At 71.4% G+C, this 21,920-nt stretch carries 21 protein-coding genes; 10 read left to right on the top strand and 11 right to left on the bottom strand.

Going from position 1 to position 21,920, the window contains the following annotated elements:
- Positions 1 to 29: 29 nt before the first annotated feature.
- The 6 genes from ABD808_RS11050 (at position 30) to ABD808_RS11025 (ending at position 4,689) form a co-directional block, all read left to right on the top strand.
- The gene (locus ABD808_RS11050) at positions 30 to 983 is read left to right on the top strand and encodes a metal ABC transporter substrate-binding protein (protein WP_344893965.1); all 954 of its coding nucleotides are present in this window, start codon (positions 30 to 32) and stop codon (positions 981 to 983) included.
- Positions 980 to 1,693 (top strand): metal ABC transporter ATP-binding protein, encoded by a 714-nt coding sequence (locus ABD808_RS11045; RefSeq protein WP_344893962.1) that lies wholly within the window; start codon positions 980 to 982, stop codon positions 1,691 to 1,693. Before ABD808_RS11050 ends, ABD808_RS11045 begins: the two co-directional genes overlap by 4 nt.
- Positions 1,693 to 2,577, top strand: a complete 885-nt coding sequence (locus tag ABD808_RS11040) for a metal ABC transporter permease (RefSeq protein ID WP_344893959.1) — start codon at positions 1,693 to 1,695, stop codon at positions 2,575 to 2,577. Before ABD808_RS11045 ends, ABD808_RS11040 begins: the two co-directional genes overlap by 1 nt.
- Positions 2,574 to 2,960, top strand: a complete 387-nt coding sequence (locus ABD808_RS11035) for a Fur family transcriptional regulator (protein ID WP_344893956.1) — start codon at positions 2,574 to 2,576, stop codon at positions 2,958 to 2,960. Before ABD808_RS11040 ends, ABD808_RS11035 begins: the two co-directional genes overlap by 4 nt.
- A gap of 168 nt (positions 2,961 to 3,128) precedes the next feature.
- Complete coding sequence (locus ABD808_RS11030; RefSeq protein WP_344893953.1) at positions 3,129 to 4,217, top strand: M4 family metallopeptidase; 1,089 nt, start codon at positions 3,129 to 3,131, stop codon at positions 4,215 to 4,217.
- Between the two features lie 46 nt (positions 4,218 to 4,263).
- On the top strand, positions 4,264 to 4,689 hold the full coding sequence (locus ABD808_RS11025; RefSeq protein WP_344893950.1) for an OsmC family protein: 426 nt from the start codon (positions 4,264 to 4,266) through the stop codon (positions 4,687 to 4,689).
- A gap of 171 nt (positions 4,690 to 4,860) precedes the next feature.
- Here the strand turns inward: ABD808_RS11025 and ABD808_RS11020 are convergent, their stop codons facing one another.
- Both ABD808_RS11020 and recO read right to left on the bottom strand, forming a co-directional pair.
- Positions 4,861 to 5,667 carry an isoprenyl transferase gene (locus ABD808_RS11020; protein WP_344893947.1) on the bottom strand — a complete coding sequence of 269 codons (807 nt, stop codon included), beginning with the start codon at positions 5,665 to 5,667 and terminating at the stop codon, positions 4,861 to 4,863.
- Positions 5,664 to 6,428, bottom strand: a complete 765-nt coding sequence (gene recO, locus ABD808_RS11015; protein ID WP_344893944.1) for a DNA repair protein RecO — start codon at positions 6,426 to 6,428, stop codon at positions 5,664 to 5,666. Before recO ends, ABD808_RS11020 begins: the two co-directional genes overlap by 4 nt.
- A gap of 175 nt (positions 6,429 to 6,603) precedes the next feature.
- Between recO and ABD808_RS11010 the strand changes: the two genes are divergently transcribed.
- A complete protein-coding gene (locus ABD808_RS11010; protein ID WP_344893941.1) occupies positions 6,604 to 7,644 on the top strand; it encodes a M4 family metallopeptidase in 1,041 nt (346 codons plus the stop codon).
- 4 nt (positions 7,645 to 7,648) lie between these two features.
- On the top strand, positions 7,649 to 7,897 hold the full coding sequence (locus ABD808_RS11005) for a protealysin inhibitor emfourin (protein ID WP_344893938.1): 249 nt from the start codon (positions 7,649 to 7,651) through the stop codon (positions 7,895 to 7,897).
- Positions 7,898 to 7,968: 71 nt separating this feature from the next.
- Here the strand turns inward: ABD808_RS11005 and leuA are convergent, their stop codons facing one another.
- The 3 genes from leuA to ABD808_RS10990 form a co-directional block, all read right to left on the bottom strand.
- Positions 7,969 to 9,687, bottom strand: coding sequence for a 2-isopropylmalate synthase (leuA, locus tag ABD808_RS11000; RefSeq protein WP_344893935.1), 1,719 nt, complete (start codon positions 9,685 to 9,687; stop codon positions 7,969 to 7,971).
- A 200-nt stretch (positions 9,688 to 9,887) separates the two neighbouring features.
- Positions 9,888 to 10,667, bottom strand: coding sequence for a dimethylargininase (gene ddaH / locus ABD808_RS10995; RefSeq protein ID WP_344893932.1), 780 nt, complete (start codon positions 10,665 to 10,667; stop codon positions 9,888 to 9,890).
- A 1-nt stretch (position 10,668) separates the two neighbouring features.
- Positions 10,669 to 11,280, bottom strand: a complete 612-nt coding sequence (locus tag ABD808_RS10990) for a hypothetical protein (RefSeq protein WP_344893929.1) — start codon at positions 11,278 to 11,280, stop codon at positions 10,669 to 10,671.
- 111 nt (positions 11,281 to 11,391) lie between these two features.
- On the opposite strand from ABD808_RS10990, the gene ABD808_RS10985 reads away from it, so the two are divergent.
- Positions 11,392 to 12,036, top strand: a complete 645-nt coding sequence (locus ABD808_RS10985) for a hypothetical protein (RefSeq protein ID WP_344893926.1) — start codon at positions 11,392 to 11,394, stop codon at positions 12,034 to 12,036.
- Here ABD808_RS10985 and era read toward each other — a convergent pair.
- From era to ABD808_RS10970, 3 genes are all read right to left on the bottom strand, one after another.
- Complete coding sequence (gene era, locus ABD808_RS10980) at positions 12,027 to 12,920, bottom strand: GTPase Era (RefSeq protein ID WP_344893924.1); 894 nt, start codon at positions 12,918 to 12,920, stop codon at positions 12,027 to 12,029. The two genes, ABD808_RS10985 and era, sit on opposite strands and share 10 nt — an antisense overlap.
- Before the next feature lie 207 nt (positions 12,921 to 13,127).
- Entirely contained in the window at positions 13,128 to 16,448 is a 3,321-nt protein-coding gene (locus tag ABD808_RS10975; RefSeq protein ID WP_344893921.1) for an ATP-binding protein, read from the bottom strand.
- Between the two features lie 51 nt (positions 16,449 to 16,499).
- A complete protein-coding gene (locus tag ABD808_RS10970) occupies positions 16,500 to 18,626 on the bottom strand; it encodes an MMPL family transporter (RefSeq protein WP_344893918.1) in 2,127 nt (708 codons plus the stop codon).
- A gap of 104 nt (positions 18,627 to 18,730) precedes the next feature.
- On the opposite strand from ABD808_RS10970, the gene ABD808_RS10965 reads away from it, so the two are divergent.
- Positions 18,731 to 19,069, top strand: a complete 339-nt coding sequence (locus ABD808_RS10965; protein WP_344893916.1) for a cytidine deaminase — start codon at positions 18,731 to 18,733, stop codon at positions 19,067 to 19,069.
- 182 nt (positions 19,070 to 19,251) lie between these two features.
- Here the strand turns inward: ABD808_RS10965 and ABD808_RS10960 are convergent, their stop codons facing one another.
- From ABD808_RS10960 to ABD808_RS38500, 3 genes are read right to left on the bottom strand one after another with little or no spacing between them, the layout of a single operon-like run.
- Complete coding sequence (locus ABD808_RS10960) at positions 19,252 to 20,580, bottom strand: hemolysin family protein (protein ID WP_344893913.1); 1,329 nt, start codon at positions 20,578 to 20,580, stop codon at positions 19,252 to 19,254.
- A complete protein-coding gene (gene ybeY / locus ABD808_RS10955) occupies positions 20,580 to 21,056 on the bottom strand; it encodes an rRNA maturation RNase YbeY (protein WP_344893910.1) in 477 nt (158 codons plus the stop codon). Before ybeY ends, ABD808_RS10960 begins: the two co-directional genes overlap by 1 nt.
- On the bottom strand, positions 21,056 to 21,907 hold the full coding sequence (locus ABD808_RS38500; RefSeq protein WP_425548919.1) for a PhoH family protein: 852 nt from the start codon (positions 21,905 to 21,907) through the stop codon (positions 21,056 to 21,058). Before ABD808_RS38500 ends, ybeY begins: the two co-directional genes overlap by 1 nt.
- Positions 21,908 to 21,920: the final 13 nt, after the last annotated feature.

Raw genomic sequence — 21,920 nt, 5'->3', positions numbered from 1 at the left:
TCATTTTCACTTTCGTCCATAATCGGCGAGTGCTTCGCTTCATCGACCCCTCACGCGCGTTCCCGGCGGGCGCCCTCGCTCTGGCCGGGCTCGCCCTGGCCGGACTGACGGCCTGCGCCGCCGCGGACGCCGGCGGCCCACCCGGCACCACCAGGGTGATCGCGTCGTTCTATCCGATGGCCTGGCTGACCGAGCGCGTCGGCGGCGCGGACGTCTCCGTGCGGACGCTCACCGAGCCCGGCGCCGAACCCCACGACCTCGAACTGACGGCCCGGCAGGTCGCGAGCGTCGAGGACGCCGGCCTCACCGTCTACGTCAAGGGCCTCCAGCCCGCCGTGGACGACGCCGTCCACGGCCACGCCAAGGGCAGGTCGTTGGACGCGGCGGCCGTGGTGCGCACACTGCCGCCCCCCGGCGAGACCGACGACGAGGAGACGCACGACGGGCTGCGCCACGCCGAGTCGTCCCACGACCCGCACGTCTGGCTCGACCCGAACCGCATGGCGACCATCGCGACCGCGCTCGGCGACCGGCTGGCCACCGCCGACCCGGCCCACGCGTCCGACTACCGTCAGCGCGCCGCGTCCACCGCGGCGGAACTGACCACGCTCGACCACCAGTTCCGGGACGGCCTGAAGACCTGCGCGCGCCGGGAGATCATCACGGCGCACGCCGCGTTCGGCTACCTCGCCGACCGCTACTCGCTCCGCCAGATCCCCGTCGCCGGAGTCGACCCGTCGAGCGAGCCGTCCCCCAAACGGATGGCCGAACTGACGCGCCGGGTCGCGTCCACCGGCGCGACCACGGTCCTCACCGAGACGCTCGTCAGCCCGAAGGTCGCCCGGTCGCTGGCCCGGGAGGCGGGCGTGCGGACCGCCGTGCTCGACCCGGTCGAGGGCATCGAGGACGGCTCGACCGCCGACTACATGACGATCATGCGGGACGACCTGCGCACCCTCCGTTCGGCCCTGGAGTGCTCATGAACGACGACCTGGCGCCCTTCGCGATGACGGGCGGACTCATCAGGCGGGACGGCCGCGAGATCCTCGCCGGAGTCGACCTCCACGTACGAACCGGCGAGGTGCTCGCGATCCTCGGACCGAACGGCGCGGGCAAGTCCACGCTGGTCAAGGCGCTGCTCGGCCTCGTCCCGCTGGCGGCCGGACGGACGGAGATCTACGGCGAGACACCGGCTCGGTTCCGCGACTGGAAGCGGATCGGGTACGTCCCGCAGCGGCTTCCGATAGGCGGCGGGGTGCCCGTCACCGTCCGGGAGGTCGTCGCGTCGGGCCGGATCACCCGCACGTCCCGCTGGCTGCCCGCGCTGTTCCACGACCGCACCGCCGACCGCGCCGCCGTCGACAACGCCCTCGCCACGGTCGGCCTCACCGACCGCGCCCGCGAATCAGCGCACCTGCTGTCGGGCGGCCAGCAACAACGCGTCCTTATCGCCCGTGCCCTCGCCGGAGAACCCGACGTGTTCGTCATGGACGAGCCGACCGCCGGAGTGGACGCCCGCAGCCAGGCCGCCCTCGCCTCCGCCCTGCACGACCTGGCCGGAGACGGGAAGACGGTGGTCCTGGTGACGCACGAACTCGGCCCGATGGAACCACTGATCACGCGCACCGTCCAACTGGAGGGCGGCCGCGTCGTCGGCGACGCCGCGGCGCGGGAACTGGGAAGGTCCGCCTGATGCTGAACTACGACTTCATGCGCATCGCCCTGGTGATGGCGGTGCTGATCGGGCTGACCGCCCCGGCCGTGGGCACGTTCATCGTCCAGCGCAAACTCTCCCTGCTCGGCGACGGCATCGGCCACATCGCCCTGACCGGCATCGGGCTCGGACTCCTGACCAGCACCTCACCCGTCCTCGGCGCGCTGCTGGTGTCGGTCCTCGGCGCGGTGGCGATCGAGATCCTGCGCGCCCGCAGCCGCAGCGGCGCGGACGTCGCCCTCGCCCTGCTGTTCTACGGCGGCCTCGCGGGCGGCGTGATCCTCACCAACGCCAACGGCGGAAGCGGCGCGAACCTCCAGTCGTACCTGTTCGGCTCGATCACCAGCGTGACGACCACCGACCTCTACGTCGTCGCGGGCCTGGCCGCCGCGGTCCTCGGCATCATCGCGCTCTTCGGCCGCGAACTGTTCCTCCTCTGCCAGGACGAGGAGGTGGCACGCGCGGCGGGCCTTCCCGTCCGTTTCCTCAGCGTCCTCATCGCCGCCACCGCCGCCGTGACCGTCGTGATCTCGATGCGTGCGATCGGCCTGCTCCTGGTCAGCGCCCTGATGATCGTCCCGGTGGCCGCGGCGCAGCAGCTCGCCCGGGGCTTCCGCGCGACGATGCTGGCGGCGATGGCGACCGGTGTACTGTCGGCCGTAGCGGGCCTGGCGGGTTCCTTCCAGTACGATCTTCCTCCGGGCCCGTCGATCGTGCTGCTGGCGCTCGCCGTGTTCGTCGCGGCGGTGGCCGGGGGCACACTGGTGCGTCGTAGGCGCGCGCGGCCCGGAACGTCCGGGGAGAACGTCCCGACCGGCGCCCGGACGCGCGTCAACGCCGAGGCGGAGGTACCTGGAGGATGACGACGGCCCGTCGCGACGCGGTACGGCAGGTGCTGGCCGACTGCGAGAGTTTCCGCAGCGCGCAGGACATCTACGCCGACCTGCGCGCCGACGGATCCAAGATCGGCCTGACCACCGTCTACCGCGCGTTGCAGGCGCTCAGCGACGCGGGCGAGGTCGACGTGCTGCGCACCGACGAGGGCGAGGCCGTCTACCGGGCCTGCCGCACCGAGCAGCACCACCACCATCTCGTCTGCCGTGACTGCGGCCGGACGATCGAGGTCGAGGGCCCCGCCGTCGAACGCTGGGCGGACGCGATCGCCGCCGAGCACGGCTTCACCGCCATCACGCACACCGTCGAGGTCTTCGGCACCTGCCCCGACTGCGAGGCGAAGGCCCGCTGAACCCCTGAGCAGCGGCAGGACGCGCAGTCCACACCGGCCGCCGGGTGTTCTTGGCGGATTGTCATCTCAACAGCGGTCCCGCGCTGTGTCATCAATGTGCGCATCGCCACGAGAAGCCCGAGGTGGGTTCCGGGGGGTGTGTGGCGCCCACACCATGAGGGTGCACCCATGACCATCCGAAGAAGCATCATCCTGGCCGCCGCGCTGCTCGTCGGCGCCGCTCCGCTCGCGTCCGCGCGATCCTCCGCCGAGCACGGCGACGGCCGGTCCCTGTATGTCGGGAAGGTGCCGTTGGAGACCACCAAGTCCGGCGACGTCTTCCAGCTCAAGGACCCGACGCGCGGGAACATCTCCACCTGGGACGCCTGGAACCAGGACTGCCGCACCACCGGGTGCTCCGGCCAGGCTCCCACCCTGTTCACCGACACCGACAACCACTGGGCGGACGACGCGACCGCCGAACGCGCGGCCGCCGCCGTCGACGCCCAGTACGACAGCGCCATGGTCTGGGACTTCTACAAGAACGTCTTCGGACGCCTCGGACCGGACGGGCGGGGCAAGGGATGGGCCAACCGCGTCCACGTCGGCCGGCAACTCCTCCTCGCCACCTGGGATCCCGAGTGCTACTGCATTGACTTCGGCGACGGTGACGGCAGGCGTGGCCCGTTCACGACGCTGGACGTGACCGCGCGGATGGTCACGTTCGTGGTCACGTCGAACACGGCGGGCCTCGGCTACGAGGGCGAACCGGGCGCGCTGAACGAGGCGACGTCCGACATCATGGCCGCCGCCGTCGAGTTCTACGCGAACAACCCCTTCGACCCGGCCGACTACCTCATCGGCGAGCGGAACTTCCCGGAGTCCCCGGACCCGTCCGTGGTCCGGTTCATGGACCGGCCCAGCAGGGACGGCCAGTCACCCGACGCCTGGTCGCCCGACGTCGGGAAGATGGACCCGCGCTTCTCGTCGGGTGTCGCCGACCATTTCTTCTTCCTTCTGGCCGAGGGCAGCGGGAAGAAGTTCATCAACGGCGTCTCCTACGACAGCCCGACGTCCAATGGCTCCACGATCAAGGGCATCGGGATAGATGCGGCCACGAAGATCTGGTACACGGCCCTCACGGAGGAGATGCAGTTCAGGACCGACTACGCCGACGCGCGCCGCGCCACCCTGGCCGCCGCCGGTGCCCTCTTCGGTAGGGACAGCGTCCAGTACGCGACCGTGGCCGCCGCCTGGTCCGCCGTGAACGTCAAGTGAGAGGTTCGGTGATCCGGCGGATCGACCATGGTGAAGAATCGGGGGCATGGCTACGACACGTACCGCAAACGCGCACTGGGAAGGGCCGCTCCTCAGCGGTCAGGGGACCGTCTCGCTGGACTCCTCGAAGCTCGGCACCTACGACGTGACCTGGGCATCGCGGTCCGAGGAGCCGGGCGGCCGGACGAGCCCGGAGGAGCTCATCGCCGCCGCGCACTCCACCTGCTACTCGATGGCGCTGTCGCACGGCCTCGCCGGGGCCGGCACGCCGCCGGAGAAGGTGGACACCAAGGCCGAGGTGACGTTCCAGCCGGGGGAGGGCATCACCGGCATCCACCTCACCGTCCGCGCGAGCGTCCCTGGCCTGTCGGCCGCCGACTTCGAGAAGGCCGCGCAGGCCGCCAAGGAAGGCTGCCCCGTGAGCAAGGCTCTCGCAGGCACCACGATCACCCTCGACGCGGCTCTCGTCTAAACCCGCCCTCTGGATGAGGAAGTGGGCGTGCCCAGCCACTTCCCCAGCCACGGGCAGACCTGGACCGTCGCGATCGCGTCCGAAGGCAGGTTCGAGCTCGCGAGAACCTGATCGCGCAGCGAGCCGCCAGGCGAGACGGAGCGATGCAGCGATCGCACCAGTTGTCGCTGGTCAGGCGCCCCCGGGCGCCTGACCAGCGACAACTGCATTAGGTACAGCGCCGCCGTAGCGGCGGTCCCTGGACGCGTAGAGTTCGCAGGCGTGCCAGAGGTGGCGGCGGTCGAAGTCCGGCCAGAGCGTGTCGAGGAACACCATCTCCGCGTACGCGGACTGCCACAGCAGGAAGTTGGACGTGCGCTGCTCCCCCGACGAGCGCACGAACAGGTCGACGTCCGGGATGCCGGGCTCGTCCAGGTAGCGGGCGAACACCTTCTCGTTGATCTTGTCGGGGTTGAGGCGGCCGTCCCGGACGTCGCGGGCGAGGGCGGCGGCGGCGTCCGCGATCTCGGCGCGGCCCCCGTAGTTCACGCAGAACTGCAAGGTGAGGACGTCGTTGTCGCGCGTCATCTCCTCGGCCGTCTCCAGCTCCCTGATGACGCTGCGCCACAGCTTCGGCCGCCGTCCCGCCCACCGGACCCGGACGCCCATCGAGTGGAGCTGGTCGCGGCGGCGGCGGATCACGTTCCGGTTGAAGCCCATGAGGAAGCGCACCTCGTCCGGCGACCGCTTCCAGTTCTCGGTGGAGAAGGCGTACGCCGACAGGTACGGGACGCCGAGCTGGATCGCCCCCATGATCACGTCGAAGAGCGAGTCCTCGCCGCGTTTGTGGCCCTCGGTGCGGGGCAGCCCGCGCTCCTTGGCCCAGCGGCCGTTGCCGTCCATGACGATGGCGACGTGCCGTGGCACCAGGTCGGCCGGGATCGGGGGCGGGACGGCGCCGTCCCGATGCGGCTCCGGAGGCGAAACGGCCCTTCTCAAACTCTCTCCCTGGTGGTGTCGTCGGTGGCATCGGCGCGCTCCACGTGCCGCAGGGAGCGTATCCCGTGCTCCAGATGCCACTGGAGATAGGCGGCGACGAGGCCGCTGGTCTCCGTCCGGTGGCGCTGCTCGCTGGCGTCGGCGTACTCCCAGTCGCCGCGCAGCAGCGCCAGCATCAGCGCGAACGTCGGCGGCGCCGGGGTCGCGGCGCCGGGCTGGCGGCAGTTGGCGCAGACCGCGCCGCCCGCCGCGATGGCGAACCCGCGCAGCCCGCCGCGCGTGCCGCACCGGCAGCACTCGTCGAGCGCGGGCGCCCATCCGGCGACCGACAGCGAGCGCAGCAGGTAGGCGTCCAGGACGAGCCGCGGGTCGTGGCCGCGTTCGGCGAGCGTCCGCAGCCCGCCGACGAGCAGCAGGAACTGCCGCAGCGCGGGCTCGCCCTCCTCCCCGGCGAGCTTGTCCGCGGTCTCCAGCATCGCCGTCCCCGCCGTGTAGCGGGGGTAGTCGGAGACGAGCGCCTCCCCGTACGGGCGCAGCGTCTCCGCCTGGGTGATCAGGTCGAGGGAGCGCCGCTCGTACAGCTGGAGGTCGACGTGCGTGAACGGCTCCAGCCGCGCCCCGAACCTGGACCGGGTCTTGCGGACCCCCTTGGCCGCGGCGCGGATCCGGCCGCCGCGCCGGGTCAGCACCGTCACGATGCGGTCGGCCTCGCCCAGCTTCTGGGTGCGGAGGACGATGCCTTCGTCGCGGTAGAGGGTCACCCGTTCATTCTGACGTACGACGCCACCTGCCCCGCCGCTGAGCCGGGGCATCTCCCCAGGATCTTCACAAGTCACCCGATCCACGGCACGACGATCACTGACGGTGACCGGATTCGGCCGTAGCGTCATCCACGAAGTTGTGGCCCAGAACACAGTGAGCTGGCAGCGTTGGAGCATGAGATGCCACATCGTGCCGCCGCACATGCTTGAGCGCATCGCCCGCGACGCCGACGACCCGGCTCTGCGCGACCGCGCCCGCCGAACCCTGGCCCTCAGCTCGGCGCAGGCCGCCGACCGCCTGTCGCTCCGAGCCACGACACCCTCCCCCACCGAGGACTTCGTCCCCAACCGGACGATCCACGACGCGCTGCACCGCGAACAACTCCCCGGCAGGACCGTCCGCGCGGAGGGGGCGCCCGCCACCGGCGACAAGGTCGTCGACCAGGCCTACGACTGGCTCGGCGCGACCTTCGACTTCTACGAGGCCGCGTACCGGCGCAACTCGATCGACGGCGCCGGCCTCCGGATGATCTCGACCGTCCACTACGGCGACAAGTACGACAACGCCTTCTGGAACGGCGAGCAGATGGTGTACGGCGACGGCGACGGCGTCGTCTTCACCGAGTTCACGGGGCCGCTCGACGTCACCGGCCACGAGCTCACCCACGGCGTCACCCAGTACACCGCGAACCTGGAGTACTACGGGCAGCCAGGCGCCCTCAACGAGTCCGTCTCGGACGTGTTCGGCTCGCTCATCAAGCAGTGGCATCTCGGGCAGACCGCCGACCGGGCCGACTGGCTCATCGGGCAGGGCCTGCTCGCCGAGGGCATCCACGGCATCGCGCTCCGCTCCATGAAGGAGCCGGGCACGGCCTACGACGACCCGCAGCTCGGCAAGGACCCGCAGCCGGGCCACATGGACCATTACGTCGACACCTACCGCGACAACGGGGGTGTCCATATCAATTCGGGCATCCCCAACCACGCCTTCTACCTCGCCGCAACCGCGATCGGCGGGAACGCCTGGGAGAAAGCGGGTCGGATCTGGTACGACACTCTCACCGGCGGTTCCCTGGCCGCCGACACCGACTTCGCCGGGTTCGCCGCCGCGACCGTCCAGACCGCGACCCGCCTCCACGGGGCGGACGCGACCGAGACAGAGGCGGTGAAGCAGGCCTGGACGGGGGTAGGTGTCCCCCTGGAGGCGAACGGATAGCACAGTGAAGGTGACAGTCGTCCGCAGCGGGGGATTCGCGGGAATCGAGCGGCGGGCCGAGTCCGACAGCGCAAGCGACCCCATGCTGACGAGACTCGTCGGCCGTGTCGATCTGAAGGCGATCCCGCCGCCTGGCCGAATCCCCGACCAGTTCCTGTACGAGATCGACATCGACGGAGACCGCACGACCGTCGGTGAGGCCCAACTCCACGGCCCCCTGAGAGAGCTCGTCCACCACGTGCTCGGTGGTTAGCGGGGGGGCGACGAACGTGTTCAGGCGGGGCCGCGGGCTTGGACGCCCGTGGCCCCGCCGTCTTTCCACACCTACTGGCGGGACACGCGGTTCACCGCCGAAAGGATCGCCTTCAGAGAGGCGGTGACGATGTTGCCGTCAATCCCCACGCCCCAGACGGTGGTGGCGGGCGCGTCGCCGAAGCGGACCTCGCATTCGACGTAGGCGGCGGCGCGGGCGTCACCACCGGCGCTCATCGCGTGCTCGGCGTAGTCCAGGACGCGGACGCCGATCCCGACCGTGGCGAGGGCGTCCTCGAAGGCGGAGACGGGGCCGTTGCCGACGCCCTGGATCTCGCGGATCTCGCCGTCCAGCCGGATGTCGCAGCTGAGGGCGTCCTTCTCGTCCACCCGGGACGTCGTCCGGTGCGCCAGCAGGCCCGCCCGGGGCCCACCGGTCAGGAACTCGCGCTGGAAGATGTCCCACATCAGCTCGGCGGTGACCTCGCCGCCCTCGTCGTCGGTGTGACGCTGGACGACCCGGGAGAACTCGATCTGGAGGCGGCGCGGCAGCTCCAGCGAGTGCTCGGTCTTCATGATGTAGGCGACGCCGCCCTTGCCGGACTGGCTGTTGACGCGGATCACGGCCTCGTACGTCCGGCCGACGTCGTGCGGGTCGATCGGCAGGTAGGGGACGTCCCAGCGGTAGTCGTCCAGGGGCGTCCCGGCGGCCTCGGCGTCGCGGCGCAGGTGGTCCAGGCCCTTGTTGATGGCGTCCTGGTGGGATCCGGAGAAGGCGGTGTAGACCAGGTCGCCGCCGTAGGGGTGCCGTTCGTGGACGGGCAGCTGGTTGCAGTACTCGACGGTCCGGCGGATCTCGTCGATGTCGGAGAAGTCGATCTTCGGGTCGACGCCCTGGGTGAACAGGTTCAGGCCCAGGGTGACCAGGCACACGTTCCCGGTGCGCTCGCCGTTGCCGAACAGGCAGCCCTCGATGCGGTCGGCGCCCGCCATGTAGCCCAGCTCGGCGGCGGCTACGGCGGTGCCCCGGTCGTTGTGCGGGTGCAGGGACAGGATCACCGAGTCGCGGTAGGTCAGGTGGCGGCTCATCCACTCGATCTGGTCGGCGTACACGTTCGGCGTCGCCATCTCGACGGTGGCGGGCAGGTTGACGATGGTCTTGCGGTCCGGGGTGGGCTTCCACACGTCGTTGACGGCGTTGCAGATCTCGACGGCGTACTCCAGCTCGGTGCCGGTGAACGACTCGGGCGAGTACTGGAAGAAGATCCGCGTGTCGCCCATGTCCTCGGCGAGCTTGGCGCACAGCCGGGCGCCCTCGACGGCGATGGCGGTGATGCCGTCCCGGTCCTGGCCGAACACGACGCGGCGTTGCAGGGTGCTGGTGGAGTTGTACAGGTGGACGATCGCCTGCTTCGCGCCCCGCAGCGACTCGAAGGTCCGCTCGATCAGCTCGGGACGGGCCTGCGTCAGCACCTGGACCGCCACGTCGTCCGGGACGCGGTCCTCCTCGATGATCTGCCGGACGAAGTCGAAGTCGGTCTGGCTGGCCGCCGGGAACCCGACCTCGATCTCCTTGTAGCCCATCCGTACCAGCAGCTCGAACATGCGCAGCTTGCGGTCGGCGTCCATCGGGTCGATCAGGGCCTGGTTGCCGTCCCGCAGGTCGACGGCGCACCATTGCGGCGCCCTGGTGATGACGGCGTCCGGCCAGGTGCGGTCGGTCAGCTTGATCGGGGCGAACGGCCGGTAGCGATGGGCGGGCATACCGGACGGTTGCTGCTCGGGATACATGCGGTGAGTTCTCTCTGCTCGAACCTCGCGGCCGACGTGCACGTCGCAGTCCCGCAGCGAGGGAGCCGACCTGTTACAGGCCCCCGCTGCGGCCGCTAAGGAGGAGCAGCTCACGCAACACGTTCGCCAAGTTAACAGATGAGGTCCATGATTCCGAACCGGCCGTCCGGATGCTGAGACGGCCGGGGCGGCGTGAGAGGTCAGGGGACGAGCACGGACAGGCAGGTCACGCAGCCGTCGAGGGCCTCGAACTCGCTGATGTCGACGCTCGTGACGCGCAGCCCGTCCGCCCTGAGCCGCGCGGCGGTGCGGGGCGCGGACGCCGCCATCAGCACATGATCGGGCCCGAGGACCACCATGTGGGCGCCCGCCGGTTCGCGCACGACCTGGAGCCCCGGGAGCACGGAGGTGTCCACCTGGTCGGGCAGGCCGATCAGGCCGCCGTCCGGCAGCGCGGTCATCGCCGACTTCAGGTGCAGACAGCCGCGCACCGCGACCGGGATGACCTTCCGCCCGCCGACGAGCCGGGCGAGCTGGCAGACGCCCTCCTCGTTCGTCCGGGCGCCGCGTCCCACATAGACGGTGTCGCCGACCTGGAGCACGTCGCCGCCCTCCAGGGTGCCGGGCTCCTCGATGCGCTCGACCCGGAGGCCGAGGTCCCGCGCGGCCCGTTCGGCGCCGTCGATCTCGCCCCTGCGGCGCGGGTCGCCCGGACGTCCGAGGACGGCGACGTCGCCGCACACGACCAGGGCGTCCTCGACGAACACGGCGTCGGGCTGGTCGTCGGCGGCGGTCGCGGCGCGGATCCGCCAGCCCGCCGACCGCAGCGCCGCGACGTACGCCTCGTGCTGGCGCACGGCCAGCGCGACGTCCACCGGGCGGCGGACGGCATGGGTGACGATCCCCTCCGCCAGTCGCGGGCCCGGCGCCCGGACCAGCGCCCGGCCAACAGCGGTCAGCGTGTCCACCGCGCGCCCCATCTCAGCGCGACGCTCCCTCGGTGGTCACGATCACGCCGAGCGCGTAGGCGCGGGACATGCCGAGCAGGTCGGCGATGCCATGCAACTCCCGGCGCTCCCCCTCGCCGAGCGGGCCGTCGGCGAGGCCGATCCGGACGGCCTGCGCGAGGAACCACTCCTTGGCCTCCACGGCGAGATGGGGCTCGGCCTCGGCGACCTCCCGCTCCAGGAACGGGCGCGGCAGCGTGAGGTCGGCGTCGATGGCGTCGCCGTCGTACTCGGGCTCACCGTAGCCGGTCACCGTCACGGCCGCGCGGGCGCGGGCCGCCGCGTCGGCGGGATCGCCGGACCGCAGCACCAGCGCCGCCGCCGCGCGCATCGCGGCGGCGAGGGCCTCGACCATCTCCAGGGCGGTCGGCGTCCGCAGCGCCGAGGGCGGGAACCTGACCCGGCACGTCCGGCACACCACGGCCTCGCCGAGCCGCCACAGCGGCACCACCGGGACGAAGAACACCGAGATCCAGCGGCGCCCGGCACGCCTGCGGTAGGCGCGGTCACCCCCGCACCGCGGGCAGTGGAACGTGCCCTCGCTGACCGTACGGAACACCGCCGTCAGGCCGAAAACGAGCAACACCGGGGCTCTCCTCCCAAAACGGACTTCGTTCCAAACTACCGACCCACGGCCCCCGAGGTGACCGTCCCGCCATACCCTCCTCTCGCTCACGCCTGGCTTTACGCTGGGTTCATGACCGGTGACCTGGGGCCCGACGCGGGCCGCGCGCGGGCGCGGCCGTCCTTCCTGCCGCCCGTCGACGGCTATCCGACGCCCGGCGAGGAGGCGGCCCACGACGCGGTCGCGGCCCCGCCGCCGCGGCGCGGCGTGGCCTGGATCGTCGCGATGGGCGTCGCGGCGGCGGTGATGCTGGTGTCGGCGTTCCTGCCGTGGGCGCGCGCGCAGGTCGTCGTCGACCTGTTCGGGCAGCCGATCGGCCGCGACATCGGCAGCCTGGCGGGCATCGACGCCGACGACCTCGTCCTCGCCGTCCCGGTCCTGGCGGTGGTCGCGATCGCGCTGGCCTTCGGCGACCTGGTCGGACGGGACGCGCGGATCGGCGGCCTCGCCGCGATCCCGGGCACGCTCGCGCTGCTGGTGTACGGCCTGTTCGTGCTGCGGCTCGGCGACGTCCGCGACAACATCCCGCGGACGGGGCTCGACGTCGGCTACCAGATCACCGTCCGTTACGGCTGGTATGTCGGAGTTATCGCATCGCTGCTGGTGATCGGCTTCAGCCTGGCCCGGCCGATCAGTGAGCGGGCGTCCAAACCCCGACCTCAACCGGACCGATATCACTCTCCGTACACGGAGCCGCCGGAGGACGATCAGTCGTAGAACCCGAGGCGGCGGAGCTGCTTGGGGTCGCGCTGCCAGTCCTTGAGGACGCTGACGCGCAGGTCGAGGAACACCTTGGTGCCGAGCAGCGCCTCGATCTGCCCCCGGGCCGCCGCGCCGACCTCCCGGAGCCGCGAGCCGCGGTGCCCGATGATGATCCCCTTCTGGCTGGCGCGTTCGACGTACAGGTGGGCGTAGACGTCGACGAGGTCGTCGCGTCCCTCCCGGGGGGCCGTCTCGTCCACGACCACGGCGATGGAGTGGGGCAGCTCGTCGCGGACGCCCTCCAGCGCCGCCTCCCGGATCAGCTCGGCGATCAGGAGCCGCTCGGGCTCGTCGGTGAGGTCGCCCTCCGGGTACAGCGGCGGGCCCTCCGGCAGGTGCGAGATCAGCAGGTCGGCGACCAGGCCGACCTGGAAGCCGCTCTGGGCGGAGCACGGCACGATGTCGGCGAACTCGCCGAGGCGGCCGACCGCGAGGAGCTGCTGCGCCACCTGTTCGGGCGAGGCCAGGTCGGTCTTGGTCACGATCGCGACGACCGGCGTCTTCTTCACCCCGGCCAGCTCCCGGGCGATGTAGGTGTCGCCGGGCCCGACGGGCTGGTCGGCGGGGACGCAGAAGCCGATCGCGTCCACCTCGGTCAGCGTGGACCGGACGAGGCTGTCGAGCCGTTCGCCGAGCAGCGTCTTCGGCTTGTGCAGGCCGGGGGTGTCGACGACGACGAGCTGGGCGTCCGGCCGGTGCACGATGCCCCGGATCGCCCGCCGCGTCGTCTGCGGACGGCTGCTGGTGATCGCCACCTTGGTCCCGACCAGGGCGTTCATCAGCGTCGACTTGCCGACGTTCGGCCGTCCGATGAAACACGCGAAACCCGATGCGCCCATGTGCAGTGTCCTCCTCCTTCGGGCGTCGAACGCCCTCCATCGTCGGAAACTGCGTGCGATCGCTGCATCGCTCCGACTCGCCTGACGGCCCGCTGCGCGATCAGGTTTCTCGCGAGCTCGAAACCTGCCTTCGGACGCGATCGCATCGGTGTGGGTCCGCGACGGCCGAGGTAACGGTAATTGTAGTGCCGCGAGAACCGGGTCCGGTCAGGCCGCGGAGGTGCCGAGGCGTTGGAGGGAGGCCCTCGCCGTCTCGGCCCAGTAGGAGGAGCCGAGGCGTTCGGCCACTGCGGCGGCCTCGCGGTAGTGATCCGCCGCCTCGATCGGACGTTCCAGGAGCAGGGCGAGGTCGCCGAGGATCTGGGCGATGGGGCCCAGCGTCGCGGCGCCGGTGCCGCCGCCGCTGAACCGCTCGGAGTACGGCAGCAGCGTCGCGTGGACGTTCTCGGCAAGGCCCCGGTCGCCGAAGGCGAGGGCGCGCATCCCGCGCAACGACATCGTCAGGTCGAAGAAGTAGTCGGGCCGGACGGGCCCGGCGGCCGCGGCGACGCGCTCGGCCTCCCCGTCCCGTCCGGCGGCGCGCAGGGCGAGGGCGTACACGTCGGCGGTGGCCTCGACCTGCGTCCAGGTCCGGTACAGCCAGGCGGCCTCGTCGAGCATCTCCCCGGCCCGGCCCTGGGCGAGCCGCAGGCAGAACGGGCCGAGGACCGCCACGCCGAGTTCGCTGGACCAGATCCGGGTCTGGCCGATGTCACCGTTGGCCTGCGCGTAGGCGCGTTCCGCCTCGTCGTGGGGCGCTCCGAACGCGCGTTCGCTCTCGGCCTTCCAGGTGGCGATCCGGGCCAGCAGCGGCAGCCCGTACTGGTCGGCGAGCCGCCGTCCCTCCGCGCCGTGCCGGTGGGCGGCGGGCAGGTCGAGCGCGGCGAACGAGGACTGCTGGAGTTGCAGGTGGGCGAGGACGCGGTGGGCGCCGAGGTCGTGGCGGGTGGCGACGTCGAGGAGTTCGGCGGCGATCCGGCGTCCCTCCGCCAGCCCGGCCGCGCTCCGGAAGGAGTTGACGAAGGCGCCGTTCAGGGCGTGGGCGATCAGCTCGGGGTCGCCGAGGGCACGGGCGAGGCGCACGGCCTCCCGGGACGCGACGAGGCCCCGGTCGTCCTGCTCCCCCTCCAACTCGATCGCCATGGTGGTCAGCAGCCGGACGCGCGGCTCCCCCGCGTCGGCCGGGAGCAGGGCGAGCGCCTCCTCCGCGGCGTCGACGACGGCGTGGTCGAGGATGCCGTACTCGCGGCTCGTCCACAGCGTCGGAACGTCGAAGCTCACGATGATGTCGGCGAGCAGCCGGACGTCGCCATGGGCGCGGGCGTCGGCGATGGCGGCGAGCCGCCGTTCCCGCGCGGCGACGACGTTCCCGGCGAGCGCGCCGGTGCGGATCGCGGCGGCCTCCGCCGCCAGCCAGTCGCCGGTCGCGTCGGGGCCCGCGGCGCGCAGCGTCCGGGCGGCGCGGATCCACAGGTCGGCGGCGACTCCGTGGGCGAAGCGGGCCTCGGCGGCCTCGGCGGCGCGCCGCGCGTACCGGACGGCCTTCGCCGCGTCGGTACCCGACTCCAGGTAGTGGTGCGCGATCGCGGCGACCTCGCCGGGGGCGTGCCGTTCCAGCGCGGCGCCGACCCGGCCGTGCAACCGGGTGCGGCGGGCCTGCGAGATCCCCTCGTAGAGGGTGTCGCGGACGAGGGCGTGCGCGAACCGCATCCGCCCGGGGCCCGGCTCGCTGACCAGCCCGCCCGCGAGTCCCTCCTCGACGGCGTCGATCACGGCGTCCTCGTCCCCGGCGAGGTCGACCAGGACGCGCAGGTCGGCGTCCCGGCCGATGACGGCGGCGTCGCGCAGCACGTCCCGCACGGGGCCGGGCAGCCGCGCGATCCGGCGGCGCAGCACGTCCCCGACGCCCGCGGGCACCCGGCGGACGGCGGCGGGCAGCCCCTCCGCGTCGAGCAGCCGGGCCGTCTCACGGGTGAAGAACGGGTTGCCGCCGGTCCGCTCGGCGATCACAGACATCTCCGCGTCGCCCACGCCGGTGGCGCACGTGCCGCGGACCAGGGCGGCGATCTCGGGCACCGACAGCCCGCGCAGGTCGATGCGCACCGGCTCACACCGGGCGAGCGCGGCGAGCGCCGCGGCGAGCCGGTCGGGGACCTCGGTCTGCCGGAACGTCGTCACCAGCAGGATGGAGCGTTCTCTGAGCCGCCCGGCGAGCCGGACGAGGAGCGCGAGGGTCTCCTCGTCCGCCCAGTGCAGATCGTCCAGGACGAGCAGGAGCGGCGCGGCGCCCGCGAGATTGGCGAGGTAGTCGCCCACCGCGAGATGCAGCCGGAACCGCGCCGTGCTGACGTCGGCGCCGCCGCGTTCGGTGATCGCGTCGTCCAGCAGAGGGGCGAGCGACGCGGCCAGCCCTGGCGCGGGCGGCGTGGCGATGGTCAGCTCGCACAGCAACTCCGCCCACGGCCAGGCGGCGGGGGCACCACCGGTCTCCGGGGCGCGGCCCCACGCGCACGTCCAGCCCCGTCCGGCGAGGTCGCGGGCGAACCGTTCGACGAGCGCGGTCTTGCCCATGCCCGCGTCACCGCCGACGAGGACGACGCCGCCCCGTCCGGCGGCGGCGTCGCGGGCCGCGTCCTCCAACAGCGCCAGCTCCGGGACCCGCCCGACGAAAACGGTCTCGGGCACGTCCTCGGAAACCATCCGCAACACGGGACGCGCGGGCCCCGCGAGCGACGCCGCCTGCGCCAGAATGTCGGATTCAAGCCCCCGCAGCGCGGGCCCGGGGTCAATGCCAAGCTCTTCACTCAACTGCGCACGAGCCCGCCGGAGCGCCGCGAGCGCATCGCCCTGCCGCCCGGCTCGGTAGAGAGCCAGCGCCAGGAGCCGCCACGCCTCCTCCCGCAGCGGGTTGTCCGCCGCGTGGGCCTCCAGGTCGGGGACGGCCTCCGCCGCGGCGCCGAGCCTCAGCATCGCCTCGGCGCGCCGTTCGACGGCGAGCCGGTGACGCTCGTCCAACCGGGCGGCCTCGGCGGCGGCCCACGGCAGGTCGGCGAACTCGGCGTAGGCGGGGCCGCGCCATTCGGCGAGCGCCCGCTCCGCCCGGCGGCGGGCCCCGGGCGGGTCCGTCTCCAGCAGGTCGGCGGCCTCGTCGATCAGCGCGTCGAACCGCCAGGCGTCGACGTCACCGTCCGGCAACCGCAACGCGTAGCCCGGCGGCTCGGTGACGAGAATCCGGGCGGCGGTCCGGGGCGGACGGTTCGGTTCAAGCGCGCGCCGCAGATGCGACACGAACGACTGGAGCCCTGCGGCGGCGCGCGGCGGCGGCGTCCCCGCCCACAGGTCCTCGACGAGCCGGTCGGCGGGCACCATCAGCCCCCGCGCGACGGTCAGCCGGGCCAGCACCGAACGCTGCCGGGGACCGCCGAGGTCGGCGGGCGCCCCCGCGACCTCGGCGCCGAAGGCCCCGAGAACTCGTACCACGGTCGACATGTCCCGGCCAGCCTAGCCAGGACATGTCGAACCGCCGTCACTCCCCCGGATTCAGACGTGCTGCGGCTCCCGCTCGACCCCCGTCCCGGTGTCGCTCCCGCCGTGCAGGTCGATGTTGGGCAGGACGCGGGCCAGCGGCTTCGGCAGCCACCAGTTCGCCCTGCCGAGCAGCGTCATCGTGGCCGGGACGAGCACCAGCCGGACGACCGTCGCGTCCAGCGCCACCGCGACCGCCAGCCCCACCCCCATCTGCTTGATGATCAGACTGGGATCCGCCGCGAACCCGAGGAACACCGCCACCATGATCAGCGCCGCGCTGGTGATGACCCGTCCGGTCGCGGCGAGCCCCACCGACACCGACCCCCGGGCGTCGCCGTGCAGCTGCCACTCCTCCCTGATCCGCGAGAGCAGGAAGACCTCGTAGTCCATCGACACCCCGAACAGGACCGCGAACATCAGCAGCACGATGAAGCTCGACACCGGGACGCTGTGCGGAAGCCCGAGCAGGCTCGCGCCCCACCCCCACTGGAACACGGCGGTGAGCACCCCGTACGCGGCGCCGATCGACAGCAGGTTCATCACGGCCGCCTTCAGCGGCGCCACCAGCGACCGGAACACGATCATCAACATGATGAACGACGTGCCCACGACCGCACCGATCACAGGCCAGAGCCGATCGGACAGAACCCGCGACAGGTCGACATAGACAGCGGTCAGCCCGGTGACCTCCGCGCCCGGAGGCAGCACGTCCGCGCGGACCCGATCGACGAGCCCGGTCACCCGCTTGTCCTGCGGCCCGTACTCCGGCGTCACCATGATCACCGCTGCGTCCCCCCGAGGCGACACCTGCGGCGGCGCGACGGAAGCGATCCCCTCCGTCTTGGCGAGCCCCTGCTCCAACCCGGGCAGCGAACTCCGATCGACCTTGTTCAAATCGACGGCAACAAGCAGAGGCCCATTGGCTCCAGCCCCATAACCGTCCTCAACGAGGTCATACGCCTGCCGGACGGTGTTGGACGTCGGTTCGCTACTCGCGTCGCTGGGCCAGGTCCGCATCCCCAACGCGGGCGCGGCCAGAGCGAGCATCAGCACGAACGCGCCGAGCATCCACGGCAACGGATGCCGCCCCACATGCCCCGCCCACCGCCGGACCCACCGCGACTCCACGGAGATCTTCGTGCCCGCCGCCCGGTCGCGCCGCCGCAGCACCCGCCGTCCGGCGAGCCCCAGCACCGCCGGAAGGAGCGTCACCGCGCTCAGCACCGTCGTCGCGACGACCAGCCCGGTCGCGAAGCCCATCGTCATGAAGACCGGAATCCCCGACAGCACCAGCCCGGACAGCGCCAGCAACACCGTGAACCCCGCGAAGATCACCGACAGCCCCGCCGTGGCGGTGGCCCGCCCCACCGACTCGGGAACGTCCAGCCCATCAGCGAGCCCTTCCCGTTGCCGAGTCAGAATGAACAGGGCATAGTCGATGCCCACCCCGAGCCCGGTCATGGTGGCGAGCGTCGGCGCCGTGGTGGCGACATTGGTGAACGCCGCCAACAAGGTCACCCCCATCACACCCGCGCCAAGCCCCGTCAGTGCCACCGCCAACGGCAACCCCGCCGCCACCACAGACCCGAACGCCAACAGCAGGATCAGCAGCGCGGCCGTGATCCCAACGATCTCGGCGACGCCACCCGGCTTGCTCACGTTCTCCGGCACCTGACCGCCGAACTCGACCTGGTAACCGGCCGACTTCAGATTGGACGTCGCCGACCGCAGCAGATCCAGCGTCCCCTTCGGCTCAAGATCCGTAACGGGCACCGAGTACCGCACGGTCATCAACGCGGTGGCGCCGTCCCGGCTGGGCACCGCCGGAGAGACCTCACTCACATGCGGCAGCTTCCGCAGCTCCCCAGAAGCCGTCCCCAAAGCCGCCTGATCGACCTTGCCCTTCTCGGCGTGCACCACCACCCTGGCGTCCGCCCCCGACAACGCCGGGAACCGCTGCTCCAGCAGATCGGTCGCCCGCTGCGACCCCGACCCGGACAACGTGTAGTTGTCGTGCAGCGCCCCGCCCGCGACGCCCGCCAGCCCGGCCACCACGCCGATGAGCACCACCCAGGCGCCGATGAACCGCCACGGGCGAAGGGCCGCGGCCCTGCCCAGCCGGTAAAGCAGATGGGACATCGATCTCTCCTCCAGACGGTCGTCCAACCGTCACGAGGATCGCGGCCCCACCATGCGGTTCACTTGCGGCTCACTTGCGACGGGCACCCCGTACGCTTGGGACGGTGAGCGAGCTGAACCCCGAAGACGCGAAAATCATCACCCTGGCCCGGTCCGCAAGGGCCCGCACGAACGCCCCAGAGGGCGCCGCCGTCCGCGACGAAACAGGCCGAACCTACGCGGCCACCACCGTGGACCTCCCCTCCCTGAAACTCTCGGCCCTGAAACTGGCCGTAGCGATGGCAGTAGCCAGCGGCGCAGACTCCCTGGAAGCCGCCGCCGTAGTAACCCAAGCCGAAACCACACCCCCCACCGATGTGGAAACGGTCCGCGACCTGGGCCCCAAGGCCCCCATCCTCATAGCAACCCCAAACGGCACCCTCCAAAAAACCCTAAAAACCTGACCCCACCCGCAACCCGCAGGGTTCAAACCCCAGCCCGAGTGTTCAAACCACGGCCCCAGGGTTCAACCCCCGGCCCCAGGGTTCTAAACCCAGCCACAGGAACACGGGTAGTCACGCGGAGCGAGCGCCAGCGAGCGGAGCGGGAATACCCGGCGCGCCGCGTCCCCGCAGCGTAGGGAGCGCTAGCGACTGGAGCGAGGAGACCCGTGCCGCGCAGCCGGGGGTCTGGGGGTCGCCCCCCAGATAAGTACAGTTCCTATGCGGTTTCGGCGGCCTGCTATTGTCTCCGCTTTCAGAGAAAGAGTAGGGCCGTGGTCGCCGGTTTTTATTTCGGCGGTGGAGCCTTCGATGGGGACTCGGCCCAGGGCGTGGGCTAGGAGGCCGCCTACGGTTTCTACTTCCTCGACGTTGAGTTCTACGCCGAAGAGGTCGGCGAGGTCTTCGACGGGGAGACGGGCGGTGACTCGGGCGGCGCCGTCGGGGAGCCAGGTGACCGGTGGGGTTTCGCGGTCGTACTCGTCGGTGATCTCGCCGACGATCTCTTCGAGGATGTCCTCGATGGTGACGAGGCCGGCGGTGCCGCCGTACTCGTCGATGACGATGGCGAGGTGGATGCGGCGGGCCTGCATTTCGCGGAGGAGTTCGTCGATGGGTTTGCTGTCGGGGACGTAGGTGGCGGGGCGCATGACGGAGTCGACGGTCTCGACCGATTCGCCTTCGCGGTGTTCCTGGCTGCGGCGGACGATGTCCTTGAGGTAGGCGATGCCGACGACGTCGTCCTCGTTCTCGCCGACGACGGGGATGCGGGAGAAGCCGCTGCGCAGGGCGAGTGACATGGCCTGGCGGAGGGTCTTGCCGCGTTCGACGAAGACGATGTCGGTGCGCGGCACCATCACCTCGCGGACGAGGGTGTCGCCCAGTTCGAACACCGAGTGGATCATTTCGCGTTCGTCGGGTTCGATCAGGCTGCGCTGTTCGGCGAGGTCGACCAAGTCGCGGAGTTCGGCCTCGGACGCGAAGGGGCCCTCGCGGAAGCCCTTGCCGGGGGTGAGGGCGTTGCCGAGGAGGATCAGCAGGCGGGGCAGGGGACCGAACACGCGGGTGACCGGGTGGATCACGGCGGCGCCCGCGAGGGCGACCCGGTCGGCGTGCTGGATGCCGAGGGTGCGGGGGCCGACGCCGATCACGACGTAGCTGACCACGATCATGACGGCGGCGGCGGTGACGTAGGCGCGCCAGGTCTCGTCCAGCCAGGAGATGCACAGGTCCGCGACGATCACGGTGGCGACGAGCTCGCAGCCGATGCGGAGCAGCAGCACCATGTTGACGTAGCGGGCCGGGTCGGCGACGACCTCGGCGAGCTTGCGGGCGCCGCGCCGTCCCTCGCGGACGACCTCGTCGACGGTGACGCGGGACACGCGGGCGAGGGCCGCCTCGGTGCCGGCCAGCAGGCCCGCCGCGAGGACCAGGCCCACCGCGAGGGCCGACAGCCACGCCTGCGCGGTGCTCATCAGGTGCCGCGTTTCTCCCGCCAGGAGGTCAGGAGCTCGGCCTGCAGGCCGAACATCTCCCGGTGCTCCTCCGGCTCGGCGTGGTCGTAGCCGAGGAGGTGCAGGATGCCGTGCGCGCACAGCAGTTCCAGCTCGTCCTCGGTGCTGTGCCCGGCCTCGCGCGCCTGGCGCTCGGCGACCGCCGGGCACAGGACGACGTCGCCGAGCAGCCCGGGGTCGGTCTCGCCGTCCTCGTCGGCGCCGCCGGACAGATGGCCGGGACGCAGTTCGTCCATCGGGAAGGAGAGCACGTCGGTGGGGCCGGGCTCGTCCATCCACTTGACGTGCAGTTCGGTCATCGCGGCCTCGTCGACCAGGAGCACCGACAGCTCGGCGAGCGGATGGACGCGCATGCCGTCCAGGACGTGCCGGGACAGCCCGGCGATGGCCGTCTCGTCGACGGGCACGCCGGACTCGTTCAGCACCTCGATGCTCACTACCGCCTCCGCTTGCGGGACCCGCCCCGGCCCGCCGCGCCCTGGTCGATCTGCGGGACGCGCGACTCGTCGTACCGGTTGTAGGCGTCGACGATGTCGGTGACGAGACGGTGCCGGACGACGTCGCGGCTGTCGAGGTGGCAGAAGTGGATGTCGTCGACGCCGTCCAGGATGTCCTGGACGACGCGCAGCCCGCTCTGGTGCCCGTTCGGCAGGTCGACCTGGGTGACGTCGCCGGTGACCACGACCTTCGACCCGAACCCGAGCCGGGTGAGGAACATCTTCATCTGCTCGGGCGAGGTGTTCTGCGCCTCGTCCAGGATGATGAACGAGTCGTTGAGCGTGTTGTGGGTGAGAAGGAAGTCCTCCGTGACGTACAGGGAGTCCGCCGCGGCCACCTGAATGCAAACGGCCTCCGCGGTTCCCTCGGGTTCGATGGAGTCGATGAACCGCATCGGCCGCCCGCCGCCGGTGGCCCGGTACTTCTCCAGCTTCCGCTTGAGCCGGAAGGGCTCGATGCCCTCTGGAAGACGAATGTCAAGGCTGTATACATCGCGGCGATGGTGAATGGGGCGGCCATCCGTGCGAGGGCGCCGCCCTTCAACGGGACGGACACGGTGATAGGCCACGCCACCGAGTGAACGCACGAGGAAGAGTACGTCATCGCGGAGGCGAGGAGACGTTGTGACGTACTCAATGCGGCATGTCCTCCCCGTCTGGGTCACGGGACCGCCATCAGAGTCCAGAAGCCCTTGGAGTACGGCGAGCCGGACCGCGTCGGTGTTGTGGAGGTAGAGCTCCGGGACGAACCTTGTCGGCGCCTTGCATCCCCACAGGCCAAGTCCACGCATAATCGTCTCGACC

This window comes from Actinomadura meridiana (assembly GCF_039537545.1).
GTDB lineage: Bacteria > Actinomycetota > Actinomycetes > Streptosporangiales > Streptosporangiaceae > Spirillospora > Spirillospora meridiana.
Note: the sequence above shows the minus strand (reverse complement) of the source record. Positions and strands in the feature narration are given on the sequence as shown.

Bases quoted from the DNA above. Each gene is read 5' to 3' on its own strand.
- leuA (WP_344893935.1), bottom strand. From the start codon at position 9,687: ATGTATCCCGAGCAGCAACCGTCCGGTATGCCCGCCCATCGCTACCGG.
- era (WP_344893924.1), bottom strand. From the start codon at position 12,920: ATGGGCGCATCGGGTTTCGCGTGTTTCATCGGACGGCCGAACGTCGGC.
- ABD808_RS10985 (WP_344893926.1), top strand. From the start codon at position 11,392: ATGACCGGTGACCTGGGGCCCGACGCGGGCCGCGCGCGGGCGCGGCCG.
- ABD808_RS10960 (WP_344893913.1), bottom strand. From the start codon at position 20,580: ATGAGCACCGCGCAGGCGTGGCTGTCGGCCCTCGCGGTGGGCCTGGTC.
- ABD808_RS11035 (WP_344893956.1), top strand. From the start codon at position 2,574: ATGACGACGGCCCGTCGCGACGCGGTACGGCAGGTGCTGGCCGACTGC.
- ABD808_RS11025 (WP_344893950.1), top strand. From the start codon at position 4,264: ATGGCTACGACACGTACCGCAAACGCGCACTGGGAAGGGCCGCTCCTC.
- ABD808_RS11040 (WP_344893959.1), top strand. From the start codon at position 1,693: ATGCTGAACTACGACTTCATGCGCATCGCCCTGGTGATGGCGGTGCTG.
- ABD808_RS10975 (WP_344893921.1), bottom strand. From the start codon at position 16,448: ATGTCGACCGTGGTACGAGTTCTCGGGGCCTTCGGCGCCGAGGTCGCG.
- ABD808_RS38500 (WP_425548919.1), bottom strand. From the start codon at position 21,907: ATGCGTGGACTTGGCCTGTGGGGATGCAAGGCGCCGACAAGGTTCGTC.
- ABD808_RS11010 (WP_344893941.1), top strand. From the start codon at position 6,604: ATGAGATGCCACATCGTGCCGCCGCACATGCTTGAGCGCATCGCCCGC.
- ABD808_RS10970 (WP_344893918.1), bottom strand. From the start codon at position 18,626: ATGTCCCATCTGCTTTACCGGCTGGGCAGGGCCGCGGCCCTTCGCCCG.
- ABD808_RS11045 (WP_344893962.1), top strand. From the start codon at position 980: ATGAACGACGACCTGGCGCCCTTCGCGATGACGGGCGGACTCATCAGG.
- ABD808_RS11030 (WP_344893953.1), top strand. From the start codon at position 3,129: ATGACCATCCGAAGAAGCATCATCCTGGCCGCCGCGCTGCTCGTCGGC.
- ddaH (WP_344893932.1), bottom strand. From the start codon at position 10,667: ATGGGGCGCGCGGTGGACACGCTGACCGCTGTTGGCCGGGCGCTGGTC.